The 18,038-nt window shown below is 59.2% G+C and carries 16 protein-coding genes; 8 read left to right on the top strand and 8 right to left on the bottom strand.

What is annotated here, in order from left to right; translation table 11 throughout:
• Positions 1–263 precede the first annotated feature (263 nt).
• The 5 genes from glgA to DXB44_RS04735 form a co-directional block, all read right to left on the bottom strand.
• Positions 264–1,682, bottom strand: a complete 1,419-nt coding sequence (gene glgA / locus DXB44_RS04755; protein ID WP_055186788.1) for a glycogen synthase GlgA — start codon at positions 1,680–1,682, stop codon at positions 264–266.
• 165 nt (positions 1,683–1,847) lie between these two features.
• Positions 1,848–2,975 carry a glucose-1-phosphate adenylyltransferase subunit GlgD gene (gene glgD, locus DXB44_RS04750; protein ID WP_118657924.1) on the bottom strand — a complete coding sequence of 376 codons (1,128 nt, stop codon included), beginning with the start codon at positions 2,973–2,975 and terminating at the stop codon, positions 1,848–1,850.
• The gene (locus DXB44_RS04745) at positions 2,969–4,162 is read right to left on the bottom strand and encodes a glucose-1-phosphate adenylyltransferase (RefSeq protein ID WP_005921531.1); all 1,194 of its coding nucleotides are present in this window, start codon (positions 4,160–4,162) and stop codon (positions 2,969–2,971) included. Before DXB44_RS04745 ends, glgD begins: the two co-directional genes overlap by 7 nt.
• A gap of 86 nt (positions 4,163–4,248) precedes the next feature.
• Complete coding sequence (gene glgB, locus DXB44_RS04740) at positions 4,249–6,516, bottom strand: 1,4-alpha-glucan branching protein GlgB (protein ID WP_118657923.1); 2,268 nt, start codon at positions 6,514–6,516, stop codon at positions 4,249–4,251.
• A gap of 367 nt (positions 6,517–6,883) precedes the next feature.
• A complete protein-coding gene (locus DXB44_RS04735) occupies positions 6,884–7,876 on the bottom strand; it encodes a 3D domain-containing protein (protein WP_242958475.1) in 993 nt (330 codons plus the stop codon).
• Between the two features lie 787 nt (positions 7,877–8,663).
• On the opposite strand from DXB44_RS04735, the gene DXB44_RS04730 reads away from it, so the two are divergent.
• Genes DXB44_RS04730 through DXB44_RS04700 form a run of 7 tightly spaced genes read left to right on the top strand, consistent with a single transcriptional unit; the run spans position 8,664 to position 13,599 of the window.
• Positions 8,664–10,265 (top strand): hypothetical protein, encoded by a 1,602-nt coding sequence (locus tag DXB44_RS04730; RefSeq protein WP_118657922.1) that lies wholly within the window; start codon positions 8,664–8,666, stop codon positions 10,263–10,265.
• A 14-nt stretch (positions 10,266–10,279) separates the two neighbouring features.
• Positions 10,280–10,867, top strand: coding sequence for a hypothetical protein (locus DXB44_RS04725; RefSeq protein ID WP_118657921.1), 588 nt, complete (start codon positions 10,280–10,282; stop codon positions 10,865–10,867).
• A 1-nt stretch (position 10,868) separates the two neighbouring features.
• On the top strand, positions 10,869–11,927 hold the full coding sequence (locus tag DXB44_RS04720; protein ID WP_118657920.1) for an Ig-like domain-containing protein: 1,059 nt from the start codon (positions 10,869–10,871) through the stop codon (positions 11,925–11,927).
• Positions 11,924–12,685, top strand: coding sequence for a GDSL-type esterase/lipase family protein (locus tag DXB44_RS04715; RefSeq protein ID WP_118657919.1), 762 nt, complete (start codon positions 11,924–11,926; stop codon positions 12,683–12,685). Before DXB44_RS04720 ends, DXB44_RS04715 begins: the two co-directional genes overlap by 4 nt.
• A 20-nt stretch (positions 12,686–12,705) precedes the next feature.
• The gene (locus tag DXB44_RS04710) at positions 12,706–13,116 is read left to right on the top strand and encodes a D-Ala-D-Ala carboxypeptidase family metallohydrolase (RefSeq protein ID WP_118657918.1); all 411 of its coding nucleotides are present in this window, start codon (positions 12,706–12,708) and stop codon (positions 13,114–13,116) included.
• Positions 13,117–13,121: 5 nt separating this feature from the next.
• Positions 13,122–13,340: a hypothetical protein gene (locus tag DXB44_RS04705; RefSeq protein ID WP_055186805.1), complete on the top strand. Its 219-nt coding sequence runs from the start codon at positions 13,122–13,124 to the stop codon at positions 13,338–13,340.
• Between the two features lie 4 nt (positions 13,341–13,344).
• Positions 13,345–13,599, top strand: a complete 255-nt coding sequence (locus DXB44_RS04700) for a phage holin (protein ID WP_118657917.1) — start codon at positions 13,345–13,347, stop codon at positions 13,597–13,599.
• A 328-nt stretch (positions 13,600–13,927) separates the two neighbouring features.
• Here the strand turns inward: DXB44_RS04700 and DXB44_RS04695 are convergent, their stop codons facing one another.
• From DXB44_RS04695 to DXB44_RS04685, 3 genes are all read right to left on the bottom strand, one after another.
• Entirely contained in the window at positions 13,928–14,527 is a 600-nt protein-coding gene (locus DXB44_RS04695; RefSeq protein ID WP_005921554.1) for an ECF transporter S component, read from the bottom strand.
• Between the two features lie 139 nt (positions 14,528–14,666).
• Positions 14,667–15,650, bottom strand: a complete 984-nt coding sequence (locus DXB44_RS04690) for a Gfo/Idh/MocA family oxidoreductase (protein WP_118657916.1) — start codon at positions 15,648–15,650, stop codon at positions 14,667–14,669.
• A gap of 27 nt (positions 15,651–15,677) precedes the next feature.
• A complete protein-coding gene (locus DXB44_RS04685; protein ID WP_118657915.1) occupies positions 15,678–16,568 on the bottom strand; it encodes a type III pantothenate kinase in 891 nt (296 codons plus the stop codon).
• A gap of 184 nt (positions 16,569–16,752) precedes the next feature.
• Here DXB44_RS04685 and coaBC point away from each other — a divergent pair, with 184 nt between their 5' ends.
• A complete protein-coding gene (gene coaBC, locus DXB44_RS04680; RefSeq protein ID WP_118657914.1) occupies positions 16,753–17,949 on the top strand; it encodes a bifunctional phosphopantothenoylcysteine decarboxylase/phosphopantothenate--cysteine ligase CoaBC in 1,197 nt (398 codons plus the stop codon).
• The last annotated feature ends 89 nt before the right edge of the window (positions 17,950–18,038 follow it).

Below are 18,038 nucleotides of genomic sequence, written 5' to 3'. Positions count from 1 at the left end.
CAAAAAATCTATGCCCTCAGTATACTTCAAAACGTTGGATATTGCAATCAATTCTCCACCGAAATATAGTGAAATTTCATAGTTTGTTCAGACTGATTTCACGGGTGTGCGCCGATAGCACACATTGTACGCCTGCGGAAACATCATTGCACAAACTTTGCGGAAAAGTTTGTGCAGAATGTAAAAAAGCGGAAAAAGAAGCAAAAAAGGGGCTGCCGCACGTTTGTGCGGCAGCCCCGGCGGGTGCTTTGGGATTCAGGCGCTTACCAGAGGTTTGCGGTCTCGTTGTACAGACCCTCGTAGCTCTTGGCGGAAACGTCCCAGCTGAAATCGCACTCCATGCAGTGACGCACGAGGTTCTTCCAGTTTTCCTTGTTGTTGTAGGCATCCTGTGCGTTGCAGCAGGCCACATACAGCTCGTGGGCGTTGTAACCGGCAAAGGTAAAGCCGTTGCCGTCACCCATGGTGCTGTCGTGGATGGAGTCGCGCAGGCCGCCGGTCTCGCGGACGATGGGAGGTGTGCCGTAGCGGCAGGCCACCATCTGTGCCAGACCGCAGGGCTCGCTCTTGGAGGGCATGATGAAAGCGTCGGCACCGGCGTAGATCTCCTGCGAGAGCTTGGGCTCAAAGCCGATGTAGGTGCCTACGCGGCCCGGGTGACGGCCGCACAGGTCAGAGAAGAAGCTCTCGTACTGGCTCTCGCCGCTGCCCAGAATGACCAGCTGGATGCCGCGGTCCACCAGACCGTCAGCGATGCTCTGCACAAGGTCAAAGCCCTTCATGCCAACCATGCGGCTGACCATGCCAAAGACGGGGCTGCCGTCTTTGTTCAGACCAAACCTGTCCTGCAAAGCTTCCTTGCACTTGGCCTTGCCGGTCTCAAAGGTCTTGATGCTGTAATTGAAGGGGATGTTCTTGTCGGTGGCGGGGTCGTTGGCGTCCATATCGATGCCGTTCAGGATGCCGCACAGCTTGTACTGCTTCTCACGCAGCAGAGCGTCCAGACCGTAGCTGAACCACGGATCCAAAATCTCCTGTGCGTAGGTGGGGCTGACGGTGGTGATCTTGTCGGCGGTCTCGAAGGCGCCCTTCATGAAGTTGGCGCAGCCGTCGTACTCCACGATATGCTGGTCCCGGTGGCCGATGCCGCAGGTGTCCTCCAGAATATCGGTGCCATACTTGCCCTGATAGGCAATGTTGTGGATGGTGAACACGGTCTTGATGCGGTTGAATTTGTCCAGATGACGATAGTACAGGTTCAGGTACACCGGCACCAGAGCGGTCTGCCAGTCGTTGCAGTTGATGATATCGGGGGTGAAGTCGATGTAGAACAAAGTCTCCAGTACGGCGCGGGAGAAGAAGGCGAAGCGCTCGCCGTCATCGTAGAAGCCGTACAGACCACGGCGCTTGAAGTAATATTCGTTGTCCAGGAAGTAGTAGGTCACGCCGTCCACATCGGCCTTGAACAGGCCGCAGTACTGGCTGCGCCAGCCCACAGGCACGGAGTAGTTGGTAACGTATTCCAGCTTATCGCGGTACTTCAAATCGCCGTACAGGGGCATGATGACGCGGGCGTCCACGCCGTCCTTGACCAGCGCTTTGGGCAGGGCACCTGCCACATCGGCCAGACCGCCGGATTTGGCAAAGGGATTGGCTTCCGAAGCAGCATACAGGATCTTCATAGGATTCGCTCCTTCCATGATACAGGCAGATGTTCGCGCTCCCCGCCGCCATGAAAAGCGGCGCGAACCTTGCATACAAAAGAGCAGGCGGGGGCACACAGGTGCCCCCGCCCCTCTCAAGAGGGGCTACCGGGGAGGAAGCCGCCCCTATGGATATTGCATCGATCAGACGGTGTGGTTCTTCTGGACGTAGACCGGGAAGCTCTCGGTGCCGGACAGCTTTTTGCCGGCGGTGATCTTCACGTTCTTGTCGGTGACAACGCAGTCCAGCTCCACGTTGGGCTCGACCACGGTATCCTGCATCAGGACACAGTTCTTGACCACAGCACCCTTCTTGACCTTGACGCCGCGGAAGAGCACGCAGTTCTCCACGGTGCCCTCGATGACGCAGCCATCGGCCAGAATGGAATCCGAGACCTTGGAGCCGGTGACGTAACGGGTGGGGTTATCATCGCGGATCTTGGTGTAGATGGGGCTGCCCTTGGGGAACAGCGCTTCCAGATTGCGGTCATCGATCAGCTTCAGGTTCTCGTCAAAGTAGCTCTTCATGTCGCAGATATGAGCCACATAGCCGGTGTACTCCAAAGCATGGATGTTCAGAATGTTGACGTTGTGCGCCAGAATGTCGCGCTCGAAATAGATCAGGCCGCGGGCGGTAGCGTCCTTGACCAGCTTGATCAGGGTCTCGCGCTCCAGCACATAGATGTTCAGATCCAGATTCTGCACGCCGGAGCGGTAGTCGTTGAACAGCAGCTCGGTCACGCGGCCATCGGCATCAATGGTCAGGGTGTAGTTGTCGTTCTTGCGGCCCTCGGGGATCTCGGTCTTTTGATAGGCCACAGTCACGTCGGCACCGCTGGCCTGATGAGCAGCCAGCAGGGCGTTGAAGTCGTAGTTGACGGCGATGTTGGCATCGCTCATGACCACATACTTCTCCTTCTGGTGCTCGAGGAAGCTCAGAATGGAGCCCAGCGCCTCCACACGGCCGGAGTAGATGCGCACGCCCTTTTCTGCAAAGGGAGGCACGATGTTCAGGCCGCCGTGACGGCGTGCCATATCCCACTCGCGGCCGGTGCCCAGATGATCCATCAGGGAGTGGTAGTTTTTACGCACCACGATGGAAACGTTGGAAATGCCGCAGTTGGCCATGCTGGACAGCACAAAGTCTACCATGCGGTAACGGCCCGCAAAGGGGATCGAGGCCATTGCGCGCTCGGTCACCAGCTCGGGAACGGTATTGTCATAGCTGTTGGGGAAAATGATACCCAACGCATTGGTGTTCTGTCTCAGCATACTTCCACACCCTCCTTGACGGATTCAAACACTTTTGCGCCCTCCTTGACGGTAGCGCCTGCGCCGATGGTCAGACCGGTGCCAACGTGGGCAATAGCGCCCTCGCCGCCGACCTTTGCACCTGCGCCCACAACAACGTCCTCAGCAAGGATGCAGCGCTTGACCACGGCACCTGCCTTGACCACGACACCGTCCATCAGCACGGCGTCCTCAACGGTAGCGCCCTCTTCCACAACGACGCCTGCGCTCAGGACAGAGTGCTTGACGTTGCCGTAGATCTTGCAGCCCTCGGTGATGAGGGAGTCCTGTACAACGGCGCGCTCGCCGATCTTCTGGGCGGGCAGCACGGGGTTGCGGCTGTAAATTTTCCAAGTCTTATCAAAGATATCAATGCCGGAGTTTTCGGGGTCCAGCACTTCCATGTTGGCTTCCCACAGGCTGTCGATGGTGCCCACGTCGCGCCAGTAACCGGCAAAGCGGTAAGCGTACATCTTGCGGCCGTCACGCAGCAGGGCGGGGATGATGTTCATGCCGAAGTCGTTCTTGGAGTTGGGGTCAGCCTCGTCCTCGATCAGATACTTCTTAAGCACATCCCAGTTGAAGATGTAGATGCCCATGGATGCCAGATTGGACTTGGGCACCGGGGGCTTCTCCTGGAACTCGGTGATGCGGTCGGTCTCGTCCGCCACCATCAGGCCGAAGCGGGAAGCTTCCTTCCAGTCCACTTCCATGACGGCCACAGAGAACTCTGCGCCCTTTTCCTTGTGGAAGCGCAGGAAGTCGGCGTAGTCCTGCTTGCAGATCTGGTCGCCGGACAGGATGATGACGTACTCGGGATCATAGCTGTCGATGAAGCCGATGTTCTGATAGATGGCGTTTGCAGTGCCCTTGTACCAGTCGGTGCCGTTTGCCTGCTCGTAAGGGGGCAGGGTGTGCACACCGCCGTGCAGACGGTCCAGATCCCAGGGCTGACCGTTACCGATGTACTCGTTCAGCTTCTGGGGCTGGTACTGCGTTGCGATACCAACGGTGTCGATATCGGAGTTGACGCAGTTGGACAGCGGGAAGTCCACGATGCGGTACTTACCGCCGAAGGACACCGCAGGTTTTGCCGTCTTTTGTGTCAGCGCGTATAAGCGCGAGCCACGTCCACCGGCAAGGATCATTGCCACGATTTCTTTTGCCATAGCTTTATTCTCCCCTTTAGCATTTCCTTTTTGGAAATGATAGTCAACAGATCAGAATGTTCGTGCGTGCATCCGTGTGGGCATCCTTACTCCTTGGGTGCTTTTGCTTTGCGGGTGCGCTTTGCGGGTTTGGTTTCTGCTTCGGTCTCAGGTTTTGCTTTTGCCGCGGTCTTTGCCTTGGCGGCGGTTTTCTTTACCGGCTTGTCCGCTGCGGCCTTGGACTTGGCAGCGGCCTTTTTTGCTTTTTCCGGTTTTTCATCCGCCGTTTCGGCGGCCTTGGCCTTGGTGGTGCGGGTCTTTTTTACCGGCTTGTCGGCGTCCGGCTCGGCCTTGGCCTTGCGGGTCGTCTTTTTTACCGCCTTTTCCACGGCGCCCTTGACGGTGGATTTTTTGGCGGTCTTTTTTGCCGGTTTGTCCGTGCTGTCCTCTGCTGCCTTGCGGGTGCGCTTTGTGGGCACCTCAAAGTACAGGGTGCTCATGGGCGGCAGGGTGACGGTGATGCTCTGCTCAAAGCCGTGCTGCGGCTTTTTGTGGGTACGCACCGGCTTGTTGTGCACGGTGCCGGAGCCGCCGAAAGCGGCATCGTCACTGTTCAGGATCTCTTTATAGGTGCCGGACACCGGTGCACCGAGGGTGTAGCCCTCACGCAGGACGGGGTTGAAGTTGCAGATGACAAGGATCTGCTTACCGGCGGCGTCCTTGCGCAGGAAGGCGATGACGCTCTGCTGCGAGTCGTCCGGCACGATCCACTGGAAGCCCTCCCAGCTGTAATCGATCTGCCAGAGGGCAGGGTGCTCTTTATAGAAGGCGTTCAGGGTGCGGACGTAGTTCTGTAGCTCGGCGTGCTTGTCGTAATCCAGCAGCATCCAGTCCAGCTGCTTTGTCTCGTTCCACTCGGCAAACTGACCGAACTCCTGTCCCATGAACAGCAGCTTCTTGCCGGGGTGTGCCATCATATAGCCGAAGAAGGTGCGCAGATTGGCAAACTTGTCGTCATACTCGCCGGGCATCTTGTTCAGCAGGCTGCCCTTGCCGTGCACGACCTCATCGTGGCTGATGGGCAGCACAAAGTTCTCACTGAAAGCGTAGAAGAAGCTGAAAGTCACCTTGTTGTGGTTGCCGGAGCGGAACAGCGGGTCGGTCTTCATGTAGCTGAGCATATCGTTCATCCAGCCCATGTTCCACTTGAAGTTGAAGCCTAAACCGCCGTCCGAAGCGGGCTTTGTGACCATGGGCCACGCGGTGGACTCCTCGGCGATCATGTACTTGTGGGGGTGACGGCCTAGCACGGTGTTGTTCAGCTTGCGCAGGAAAGCGATCGCTTCAAGGTTCTCCTTGCCGCCGTCCTTATTGGGCTCCCATTCGCCCTGCTTGCGGTTGTAGTCCAGATACAGCATGGAGGCCACGGCGTCCACCCGCAGACCGTCGATGTGGTACTGCTCCAGCCAGTACAGTGCGCTGGAAATGAGGAAGCTCTGCACCTCGTTGCGGCCAAAATCGAACACCATGGTGCCCCACTCCTTGTGCTCGCCGCGCTTGGGGTTGGGGTCCTCGTAGCAGGCCTCGCCGTCAAAATTGTACAGGCCGAACTGGTCTTTGGGGAAGTGGGCGGGCACCCAGTCCATGATGACGCCAATGCCTGCGGCGTGCATCTTATCCACGAAGGCCATAAAGTCCTTGGGGGTGCCGTAGCGGCTGGTGGGTGCAAAATAGCCGGTGACCTGATAGCCCCAGCTGCCGTCAAACGGATATTCCATCACCGGCAGCAGCTCTACATGGGTATAGCCCATATCCTTGATGTACGGGATCAGCTCGTCCGCCAGCTCGGAATAGTTGTAGGGCTTGCCGCCCTCCTTCTGCTTCCAGCTTCCGGCGTGCATCTCGTAGATATTCATCGGGCCGTTGATCACGTCCGCCTTTTTCTGCGCGGTCTGCCATGCGGCGTCGTGCCATGCAAAGCCGGACAGATCATAGACCTTGCTGCCGTTGGACGGCCGGGTCTCGGCGTGGAAGGCGTAAGGATCGGCCTTGTAGACAAGGTCGCCTGCGCGGGTGGTCACGCAATATTTATAAACATCGTATTCCTTCATGCCGGGAATGAACAATTCCCACACGGAATCGCCATCAACCTTGCGCATGGGATGGCTGCCGGGCTTCCAGCTGTTGAAGTCGCCTACCACACTGATGGCTGCGGCGTGCGGTGCCCATACACGGAACACGACGCCGGACTCCCCGACCCGCGTTTCCAGATGTGCGCCGAAGTAGCGATAAGCCTCGCAGTTATTGCCCTGCTTGAACAGGTACACCGGCAGATCCGATGTATTGCTCTGAATCTTTTCTTCGGTCGGTTTCATAGACTGCTCCTCCCCGTGTGGAAGCCGAAAGCGGCTTCCACAGCTTTGTACTCTTTTATATTAAAAGGTTTTGACCAGATTTGCAAGACTTTTTGTCCAAAATTCAAATACAATTACCACAAATTTTCTGGACTTCTCTGTATGTTGTGGGCATACCATCCAAAATTTGCAGCTCGACATCGTGTAAACTGCTCATTTGCCAAATGGTTTCAGCGAAAGCGTTGCGAAAACGGGAAAGGGATCGGGGAAAGCCCGCAGACTTTCCCCGATCCCGAAATAAAAATAGTATTCTGATTAACATCAAAAGAGACCGCTGCACAGTTTGTACAGCGGTCTCTTTGCGTGGTTATTGTGTTTTGTTTACAGCTCAGCCCACAACGTAGACGTTGACCTGAATGGCGCCGTTGATAACGCTTTCGGCGTAGGTCTCGTAGAACAGGTCTACAAGGATCTGCCCCTTCTGGACGGCGATGCCGGTATCGGTGGCTACGGCGTAGCCGTAGACGAACTTGCCGTCGGTGGAGGTGATGTAGAGCTTGGTGCCGTAGGGGATCACATCCGGGTCCACAGCCACGGTGCCGTAGCCCAGACCCAGACCGGAAGAACCCTTGCCGGTGCGGGAATAGTAGCCGGTGGCCTTGCCGGTAAGCACCTTGCTATAAGAGGTGGGGGCGTTGGTGGTGCCGTCCGCACCGGTCAGGGGGGACACCGGCGCGCCTGCGCCGTAGGTCTTGATGACGTGGTCGGTGGGCTCCACCGTGGTGGTGGTATCCACAACGGTGCTGTTCTCCAGCTCGCCGTCCACATAGCGGTCACGGGTGGTCACGGTCTGCTGACCGGCTGCGCCGTGCTGCAGGGTGGTGGTGCGACCGGTATTGCGGAAGTACAGGCTGGTGTAGACATACTGGGTGTCGTAGGGGATGGCCTGGGTCTCCACACGCTCAGCGTAGTCCACGCGATGGACCACGATCTTGCTGCCGGCGGTCACAACATGATCCAGCGCCGGCTCGGTGTAGTCGTCCCCTTCAAGGGTGATACCGGCGCGCTCCAGTGCATCGGCTACGGTGCCGAACACCAGTTTGACCGGGTACTCCTGCCCGTCGGCGGTGATGCTGACGGAGAATGCACGCTCGATGTTCAGGGAGGCAAGATTGCCGCTGAACGCGGTGTAGTAGACCTCATCGCCCTCTTCAGAGCGGATGCCGGAAAGGTGCATGACCTGTGCGGGAGAAGCATCGGCATCGGTCACAAGGACCTGCCGTGCACCATTGGAGTCGGTGACGTAGGTCAGCCGCAGATTTGCAGCGGTGACGCCAAGGGTAGCCACAAGGCATACCACCATGACACAAAATGCCAGCACACGGGGAGATACTGCCTGCTTTGCGGCAGTAACTGCTTTCTTCAATTTAACGGAAGCGATACGAGACAACTCCTCTCTTTGTCGTATTTTGCGCGGCTGCGGGCAGTGCATCAGCACCCCCGGCCGCCCGGACTGCGGCGGCTGGGGATATAAGCGCCGCACAGTCAAATACGATGCTCTCTTTGGGTAAAAAGCGGAGCATCGTATTACAGGTTGGAATCCGCTTCGGGCAGACCACAAAACTGCCCAAGCACGGGCCGCATCTGCCCGTGCCGTGCCGTACGCAGGACGGCTTTTTACTTCATCCAGATAGAATTTAAACGCTGCAACGTTCGTTGCACAAACGTTATTTTACCAGACCGTAAAGCATCTGTCAAATTTGCGTCATGTGCTTTGTTAGATTTGTAACATTGTTTTTTGTGCAATTTCCACAGTGTTTTCTTTGATATTTTGGTTTTTAGGTAGTTTCCATCTGATTTTTTCCTTTTTTCTGCGTGTGATTTGTTCATGAATTTTTAACATTTGTGCCGGCTTCTTTCCCTGCAAATAAGGCCGCAGCGGCGGCCGCTGCGCTCAAAACAAGCTGCCCCACATCGCGGGTTTTGCATAGAAAACCTGCAAGGGAATTACCCGCTTCCGGCAGGGGAAAACGGCCTGTATTTGCGGTGCAAAAACCCCGTTTAGCAAAATGCCGAAGAGCAGAAAATTTCACATTTTCTGTACACTCTGGATAGTTTTGCACCTCCAGCGGTACAATCGGGACAGCAAACAGAAAAGGAGGTTTTGCATGGAGATCGAGATCCTCAAGCAGCAGTGCGGCGGCACCGAATTTGTGCCCCAGCCGCACCGGCTGCACCTTGGCGCACAGAACGCCGAGGGGGTGGACCGGCTGCAGTTCATCCTGCCCGCAGCGTGGGCGGGGTGCACCATGGCGCTGTACCTGCGCCGCAGCGATGGGGTGCAGCTGGCGGCTATTCCGCTGGACACCGACGGCAGCGTGACGGTGGACCGCCGCCTGACCGGCAGCGTGCGGGGACAGTGGATGCTGGCCGCCATGGGCAGCGGCGGCTACACCGCCTACACCCGCCCCGGCAGCTACGATGTGTACGCCACCCTGCCTACGGACGGCGGCAGCGAGGAGCTGCCGCCCTCGGTGTACGAGCAGTTCGTGGCCCGCGTGCTGGAAAGTGCCCGCGCCGCAGCGGAGAGCGCCCGCCGCGCCGAGAACGGCGCAGCAGACACCGCCGTACAGGCGGCGCTGGCGCAAAAGGCGGCGGACAAAATTCTGGCCGACCGCACCGATGCCGATGCCTGCGCAAAGCGGGCGGAGGACGCCGCGCTGCGTGCCGAGAGCTACGCGCCCAAGGACGGCACCGTGCTGAGCGTGAACAGCAAGGGCGGCGCGGTGCATTTGGACGCACAGGATGTGGAAGCGGTGCCGCTCCCGGCGCAGCCTTTGCCCGGCGAGGTGGTGCGCATCCTCAGTGTGGATACCGCCACCGGCGCGGTACAGACCGACACCACCCCGCTGCCGAACCTGCGCCCCTATGTGCGCAGCGAGACCGTGCCCACGGCGGCAACGCCCGGCGCGGTGCGGGCAGACGGGCAGTACGGTGTTGCGGTGCGGGCAGATGCCACCCTGACTACCGTGCCCGCCACGGCGGCACAGCTGGACCGCATGACCGAGGCCTACGCGCCCCTGACCCCGGCGCTGCTGCCCTACGGTGTAAAAAAGGCGCTGACCAGTGCCGCCGGGGCAGCAAGCTGGTCGGCGCAGGAAAAGACGGCAGCACTGTTGCAGCTGGGTGCAGATGACCGGTTTTATTCTAAGGCGGAGGCAGACCGGAAATTCAGCACGGGCTACACACTGCCGTGTGCCACCGCAGCCGTGCTGGGCGGCGTAAAGCCCGGGCGGGGGTTAACCGTGAGCGCGGACGGCACGCTGGAAGTGACAGCGGAAAACCTTGACACAGTGCTGGGTTTTAGTCTGGCCGAAAAACTGAAACGACTGGAAAGGATGATGGACATGGACGGAAAGCTGGTATACACCGGTGCGGGCACTGCGGGCAAGGCCGCAACGAGCCTGACCGTGCCGGAGACGGTGGATTACATTGTGGTGCGGATGGTGGCACCCACGGCAGAAAACAGCACGACCCCGGTCGCCGCTGCTGCGGAGTACGGCAGCACCCGCATTGTGCGGGGCGGCACGGCGGTGGCCATGGTGGGCGGTGTAAGCTATGACTTCAGCAACGGCGTGAAGTGTAGCGGTGCAGCGCCTGTGCGGATGAGCTTTGCAGCCAGCGGCGTGCTGAGTATCGGCGTTGTGAGAACGGACTCGAGCCTCAGCTTTGAGTACCCCTTTAACGTAGAGGGTTACCAGTATGTGTAAGGGTGGGGTGCAGCATGAATGAGATGACCATCCGGCTGGAGCGCAACGGCGCGGCAGCAGTGCCCGGCGGGCAGCTGCTGCTGGGCTACGCGGGCAACCGGGGCAACTATCGGCTGCGCATTGAGCAGCGGGGCGAGTGGAAGGGGCTGACCGTATGCGCCCACTGGCACACCCCCGGCGCAAGCGCGGCCACGCTGGTGGAAAACGGTGTGCTGACCGTTCCGGCGGCGGTAACGGCAATGCCCGGAGTGGGCTGCATCACCTTTGAGGGTACGGACGGCAGCCGTACTGTGACAAGCGCCGATGTGCGGTGCAAAGTATGTGCCAACAGCGGCACGGCAGAGGGCGCGATGCCTGCACCGGACACCCCGGCGTGGGAGGCGCTGGTAGGGCTGCTGGGAACCGGCGGCATTACCACCGCGGAAAAGCGGGAACTGCTGGCGATCCTGCGGCTTCTGGCGGCGGGCAATGATGCAGCCATGGCCGCCTATGACCGCTTGGCGGCGCTGTGGAGCATCACGCAGCCGGAAAAGCCGGAAAACAAGACGACTGCCCGGCTGAGCCTTGCAGTGCTGGGCAGAATGATCCTTGGAAGGAGTTAATATGAGCTACGTAAAACAGAATTTTGTGGACGGCCAGACTCTGACGGCTGCCCACCTGAACCACATGGAAGCGGGCATTGCGGCAGCCGCAGGGGTAAAGGGCGATAAGGGCGACCCGGGCGAGGGAGTGAGTGAAACTGCGAAAGAGCTGCTGCTGAACCTGTTTGAGAATGCAGCCTACAAAACCAGCGATGCACAAGATACCCTGAACGCCTTGCGTGTAGAGTGGGGCAGAAGTGCACAGGATATTCCGGTGCAGAGCGTGAGCCTGAGCAGCAGCGCCCTGACCCTGAACGAGGGCGAAAGCAAGACCCTGACGGCTACCGTGCTGCCCGCAAACGCCACCAGCCATGTAGTGGTGTGGCGCGTTGCACCTGCCGGGTTTGTCACGGTGGCAAACGGCGTGGTGACGGGCATCAAAGCGGGCAGCTGCACCGTGACTGCCACCGCAGGCGGCAAGAGTGCAAGCTGTACGGTGACGGTGGCAGAGGTGGAGACGGCGCAGCTGCTCTACGACCTGCCCGGTGAAACGGCACTGACAAAGGGCATTGATACCGGTGTAAAGATGCTGGAGCACGCGGGCACTGAGACACCGCAGTACACCATTTTGCTGGATGCAAAGGCCAGCGACAGCTTTAACGACAAAGCATGGATCGTGTTTGTGCACTGCATGACCGAGACCGGCGATAACTTCAATCTGCCGGGTATCAACATCAATCTGAACCCCAACAACGGCACCACCAGTATTGCTTATTACGACTATTGCGATGTGACGCTATCGGACAGTGTTGCGCACCTCAAGACCCGCACACGGTACGTGATCCAGCTGGACGGCCAGAAGTATCGCGGCGGCAGCACCCACTGCACGCTGAGTGGCTGGAAGGTAACCAAACATACCCTTACGGATGTGCCGGAGAGCCTGCTGATCGGTGGTGCTCCGGGCACGAATGGCGGCGAGATGACCCGCTGCTGGGACGGCACACTGTACCAGTGTAAGGTGTACAAAGGACTGCTGAGCGATACGAAGATCAACAAGTTCATTCAGGAGGGCACGGTATGATCTATGATGTACATGGTGATCCCCTCGGTACAGCAAGCGGCAACGTGCTGTACGGGAAGAAATATGTGGCCTGCGGAGACAGCTTTACCGCAGGCGACGCGACCGGCTACACGGATGCTGCCGGCAACACCGGCATGAACTCGGATTTTTACGACCAGAAGCTGAAAGCATGGAAAACATACCCGTGGTGGATCGCGAAGCGCAACGACATGACGCTGGTGAACGAGGCTGTGAGCGGCTCTGTGTTCACCAATATCACCGGGCGGCTTTCGCCGTTCTCGGTGGAGCGGTACAAGGCCGTACCGAAGGATGCGGACTACATCACCCTGATGTTCGGTCTGAACGAGTGCGAGCCGGACACGGCACAGGGCTTTGACCCGACCGCCATTGTCGGCACTAAAACAGATACCACCAACACAACGGTGTGGGGCGCGTACAATATCGTTTTTGAGTATCTGATGAAGAACATCCCCTACGCGAAGCTGGGCGTGATCCTTGCGGACGGATGGATGAGTGCAGCCTACCGGACAACGGTGAAGGAGATCTGTGCCTACTGGGGTGTACCGGTACTGGACCTGAACGACGAGCAGCACCCGCTGCTGCTGACCGCACACAGCGCAGGACGCGCGGACGCCAGCCCTACGGCAAAGCAGCTGCGCAACGATGCCTTTCAACTTGCCCTCTACAACGGCCATCCGGGTCTGCGGGCGCATGAGTACCGCAGCACCATCATTGAGAACTGGATGCGGGGACTGTGATGCGGAAAGGAGGCAGAGAGATGATCCGAAAGTACAGCCTTGCCAAGGACGGGGCAAAGTTGCTTGCACCGGACTTTAAGGTGCGGGAGCTGCGCTGCCGGGACGGCAGCGACACCGTTATGGTGGACGAGGCGCTGACCGTGGTGCTGCAATGCATCCGGGAGCACTTCGGCAAGGCGGTGGTGATCACCAGCGGCTACCGGACGGCGGCGCACAACGCGGCCGTGGGCGGTGCCAAGAGCAGCCAGCACCTGCTGGGCCGGGCGGCAGACATCCGGGTGCAGGGAGTAAGCGTGGAGGACGTAGCCGCCTACGCCGAAAGCCTGATGCCGGACTGGGGCGGCGTGGGACGCTACCCGGTGAAGGCGGGCAGAGCCACCGGCTGGGTACACGTGGACACCCGGGCGACAAAGAGCAGATGGAGGGGGTGAGCGCAATGACAAGCATCATCTCAGCCATCATCGCAGGTGCGGTGACCCTGATCGGCGTGCTGATCGCCAACGGAAAAAGCCAAGCGGTGACCGACACAAAGCTGGAGGAACTGACCCGGGAGGTGCGGGAGCATAACAACTTTGCCCGCCGCGTACCCATTTTAGAAGAACAGATGAAGGTGGCCAACCACCGCATCGCAGATTTAGAGAAAGAGAGGAACTGAACCTATGAACGATACCCATTGCAAAATTTCTGCCGCCACCCTGGCGCGCACGGCTGTGCTGGCGCTGGCACTGACCAACCAGGTGCTGAGCGCCTGCGGCAAGCCCATGCTGCCCATCGAGAGCGCCACCGTGGAGCAGCTGGTGACCACCGGCCTGACCGTGACCGCCGCCCTTGTGAACTGGTGGAAGAATAACTCCTTCACCCCGGAGGCCATCAAGGCCGATGGCTATCTGGAACAGCTGCGGGAGAAAAAGTAAAGGCTGCCGGGCAGACGGGACGATTTAGAATGGCTTCCGCTGCGCTCTAGCCATGTTTAGCGGAAGAATATTTGAAATTTGGGGTTCTGAAAAGCCTGCGGGCTTTTCAGAACCCCTTTTTCACGGAAGGATTTTGGGAACGAACTCCCTCAGTCAAAACCTGACGGTTTTGACAGCTCCCTCGGAGAGGGAGCCTCTGGCGCGCAGCGCCTGAAGGGGGGCTTTCTAAGTCTCCCAACAAAAAAACTCCCCCGGCAGTTGCCGGAGGAGCATTCATTTTTCTATTTTAAACACGGATGCGCCGCCCTGACATGGTGCGCAGCCGGTCTTACTTCAGGAACTTTGCCACGGCGCGGGCGACGATGCCGCCCAGAATGCCGGACACCAGAAATTCGGCTACGCCCTGCACGCCGACCAGCAGCACCACGAACATGAAGGGATTGGCAGCGCCCTTGACGGACACCAGATTCTGCACATAGTCGCAGCCGTAGAAAGCCAGCACGATGTAGCCCATGAAGAACAGGGTGTTCAGGGCGGGTGCGGTCATGGCGCTGAGGATGTAGCTCCAGGTGCGGGACTTATCCAGCTTCTGCAGGCCCTTGAAGATCAGGCCGCAGCACAGACCCATGAGCACACGCATACCCACGCACAGGATAAAGGTGTTCAGCGGGCTGACCTGAAACAGTGCACCAGTCATGGCAGATGCGCCGGTGATGGCATCGTAGAAGCTCACAGCGCCGAACACGCCGCCCAGCAGGGCACCCACGGCGGGGCCCATGGTGATGGCGCCCACGGCGATAGGCAGGGTGAGGAAGCTCATGTACAGCGGGCCCACGGGCACACTGCCCAGACCGACAAGCTTCATCACCAGTTCAATGGCCACCAGCAGGGCCACACGGGTCAGAGTCTTCGTATTGGTATTCTTCATAATTCAGTTTTCCTCCTGCTGCCGTTCCGCCCTTTTTGTCGGATACGGCGCAAACCTGCCCGCTCTGTGCGGGTTTTAGGTGAATATTCAAATCTTTGGAAGCGCGTAGTTGTCAGGGCGTGTTCCAGAGAAAAATGCGTTAAAATCTGTCACCGGGGAAGCGTACCCCAGCGCTGCGGCGCGCCACCGTGAGCACCCGGCTCACCGCGATGCTGGTATCCAGCATCCGGGCACACAGCTCCTGGTCTCCGGTGGTTATGGCGCGGTAAAAGGCCTCGAACTCTGCCGCCTGCCGGGGACGGTCCCCGTTCAGGTTGTAGTGCTCCTCCTTGCCCTCGTTGGGGTGGAAGGTTACGCCGCCGCAGTAGTTCGGGGTGGATTTTTGCAGAATGTAGCCCTTTGTGCCCTGAATGATGCAGCGGGCAGGGGCTGCGCAGTCCTTGGCGGCAAGGCTTACCGCCTTGAAGCCGCTGTAATCCATCATTAGCACACCGCTGGTGTCGATATTGCGCTCCATGTTGGCGGCATACACCGCCTTGTTGGGCTCACCGAACAGACCCACGATGTAGCTGACGTTGTACACGCCCAAGTCCATCAGTGCGCCGCCCGCGCACAGCGGGTCGAACACCGGCGGGGTCTGGCCGGCGCAAAAGGCATCGTACCGGCTGGAATACTGACTGAAGCTGCACTGTACCATGCGCACTGTACCCACCCGGGGCAGCAGCTCCCGGAGCTTTGCGTAGTTGGGCTGGTACTGGGTGGTCATAGCCTCAAAGAGGAACAGCCGCTTGCGCTGTGCCAGCGCAGCCAGTTCCTCGGTCTCGGCGGCGGTCACCGCCATGGGCTTTTCCACAATGACGTGCTTGCCCGCCTCCAGCGCCACCCGGGCGTAGCGGGCGTGCTGCAAATTGGGCACGGCGATGTAGATCGCGTCTACCCATTGCAGCAGCTCAAAATAATTGGTGGTGTACTGTGGGATCTGATATTGCGCACACAGCTCTGCGGCTTTTGCCGCCGAGCGTGGGGTGCTGCACACCGCCTGCACAGTAAACGGCGTGTGCTCCACAAGCCATGGCAAAAATTCCTGCACGATCTTACCCGTGCCAAGAATGCCCAGTTTCATAATGCTCTCCCTTATCCTCTTGTCCCCTCAGCCTACCAGCGTCTCCGGCTCGCGGCGGGTGCGGCGGTTGGGGTACGGGTGCTTTGCCCGGGGGCGTCCCTGCTGACCGTAGTGTCTGCCGCCGCCATGGCTGCGGCTGTGCTCCTGCGGGGCGTTCAGCTGGTACAGCAGTGCCAGCCCCTTCATCAGCAGCTCCGGGTCATAGGCCAGGGGGTGGCGGCACAGCGGGGTGACGTACTTTGCCAGCCCGCCGGTGACCACCAGCGTGGCCGGGCTGCCCAATTCCTCTTCAATGCGCTGCACCATGCCGTCAATGAGCACGGCGGTGCCCAGCACCGAGCCGGACAGCATACAGCTTTCGGTATTGGTGCCAATGGCTTTTTTCGGGGAGCCCAGATGCACCTGCGGCAGCTGGGCACAGCGCTCGCCCAGTGCGCGCAGCCCGGTGGAAAGGCCGGGGCAGATCACGCCGCCCCGGAATACCCGATCCTTGTCCACCACATTAAAGGTGGTGGCGGTGCCAAGGTCTACCGTGACCACTGGCAGCGGAAAGTTTGCCGCCGCGTAGGCGGCATCCACCAGCCGGTCCTTGCCCACGGCGCGGGGCTCGTCCACCCCTATGGTCAGCCCGGTGCGGATGTCCGGCGAAACGATGACCGGCTTTTTGCCGGTATAGTGACGGGCGCACTCGGCCAGTGCCCCGGTGATCTGGGGCACTACGCTGGTAAGCACCGCACCCTCAAAGCGCATGGGGCGCTCCGGGTGGCGGCGGTGCGCAAAAATTTTATCCATCTCGGCACGATATTCCGCAGCCGTGCGGGTGCGCACCGTGTCCATGCGCGCCACAAAGCATACACGTCCGTCCCGGATGCCCCCAAGGGCGACGGTGGTGTTGCCTATATCAATGGCTAAGATCATAATTCTGTTTTCCTTTTCAAAGTAAAAGAAAAGAACCGGTTTGCTCTTTGTCAAGCGTATTTTACCGCATTTTTGCTCAGGATACAAGTTCCCGGCAAAGATTTTGTTGTGCTGGTGGAAGTTTTGCATTATACTAAGATAAGATATGTGGAAAAGAACTGTTTTTCCGGGAGGTAAACGAACCATGGATCTGAACGGCAAGTGCGTCCTGCTGGGCGTGAGCGGCGGCATTGCCGCCTATAAGATGGCCAACGTGGCCAGTGCACTGCGCAAGCTGGGGGCAGATGTGGAGGTCATCATGACCAAAAACGCCACCCAGTTCATCACCCCTCTCACCTTTGAGACCCTGACCGGCCACAAGTGCATGGTGGACACCTTTGACCGGGATTTCAAGTTTGAGGTCACCCACATCTCGCTGGCAAAAAAGGCGGATGTGATCCTTGTAGCCCCTGCCACCGCCAACGTCATTGCCAAAATGGCGCACGGCATTGCGGACGATATGCTTACCACCGTGGTGCTGGCCGCTAAGTGCCCGAAGCTGGTAGCCCCCGCCATGAACACCGGGATGCTGGAAAACCCCATCACGCAGGATAACCTTGCCACGCTGGAGCGGTACGGCTTTACTGTCATCCCCTCCGAAAGCGGCGTGCTGGCCTGCAAGGATGTGGGCAGCGGACGCCTGCCCAAGGAGGAAGTGCTGCTGGAGCACATTCTGCACACCATCGCCCGCCCGAAGGACTTAGCAGGGGTGCGCATCGCGGTGACTGCCGGCCCCACGCAGGAGGCGCTGGACCCGGTGCGCTACCTGACCAACCACTCCACCGGCAAGATGGGCTACGCCCTTGCCCGCGCCGCCGCCATGCGGGGCGCCGAAGTGACCCTGATCCATGGGCAGACCGCGCTGCCGCCGGTCAAGTTCACCACCGATGTGCCGGTGACCACCGCCCGGCAGATGTACGAGGCGGTGACGGACCGCTTTGACACCACCGATGTGCTCATCATGGCCGCTGCCGTGGCGGACTACCGCCCCGCCACCGTGGCAGACGACAAGATCAAAAAGAAGGAGGGCGACCTTTCCATCCCCGTGGAGCGCACCGAGGATATCCTTGGCACCATCGGCCCCCGCAAGACCCACCAGTTCCTGTGCGGTTTTTCCATGGAGACCCGGGATCTTGTGGAAAACTCTTCCGCGAAACTTGCCAAGAAAAATCTGGACATGGTGGTGGCAAACAACCTCAAGGTGGCCGGTGCAGGCTTTGGGGTGGACACCAACGTGGTCACCTTCATCACCCCGGACGGCACCCGGGAACTGCCTTTGATGAGCAAGGCAGACGTGGCCGATGCCATTCTGGACGAGATCCTGCAGCGGCGGGCAAAGTAATACTGCCGGGATTTTGTTGTACACATATCACAAAATTCACAAAAAAATTATGGTTCTTTCCGAAAATTCGGCCTTACCTGTTTATTTTA

The organism is Faecalibacterium sp. OM04-11BH (assembly GCF_003482185.1).
In the GTDB taxonomy this organism is placed as follows: domain Bacteria; phylum Bacillota; class Clostridia; order Oscillospirales; family Ruminococcaceae; genus Faecalibacterium; species Faecalibacterium tardum.
Note: the sequence above shows the minus strand (reverse complement) of the source record. Positions and strands in the feature narration are given on the sequence as shown.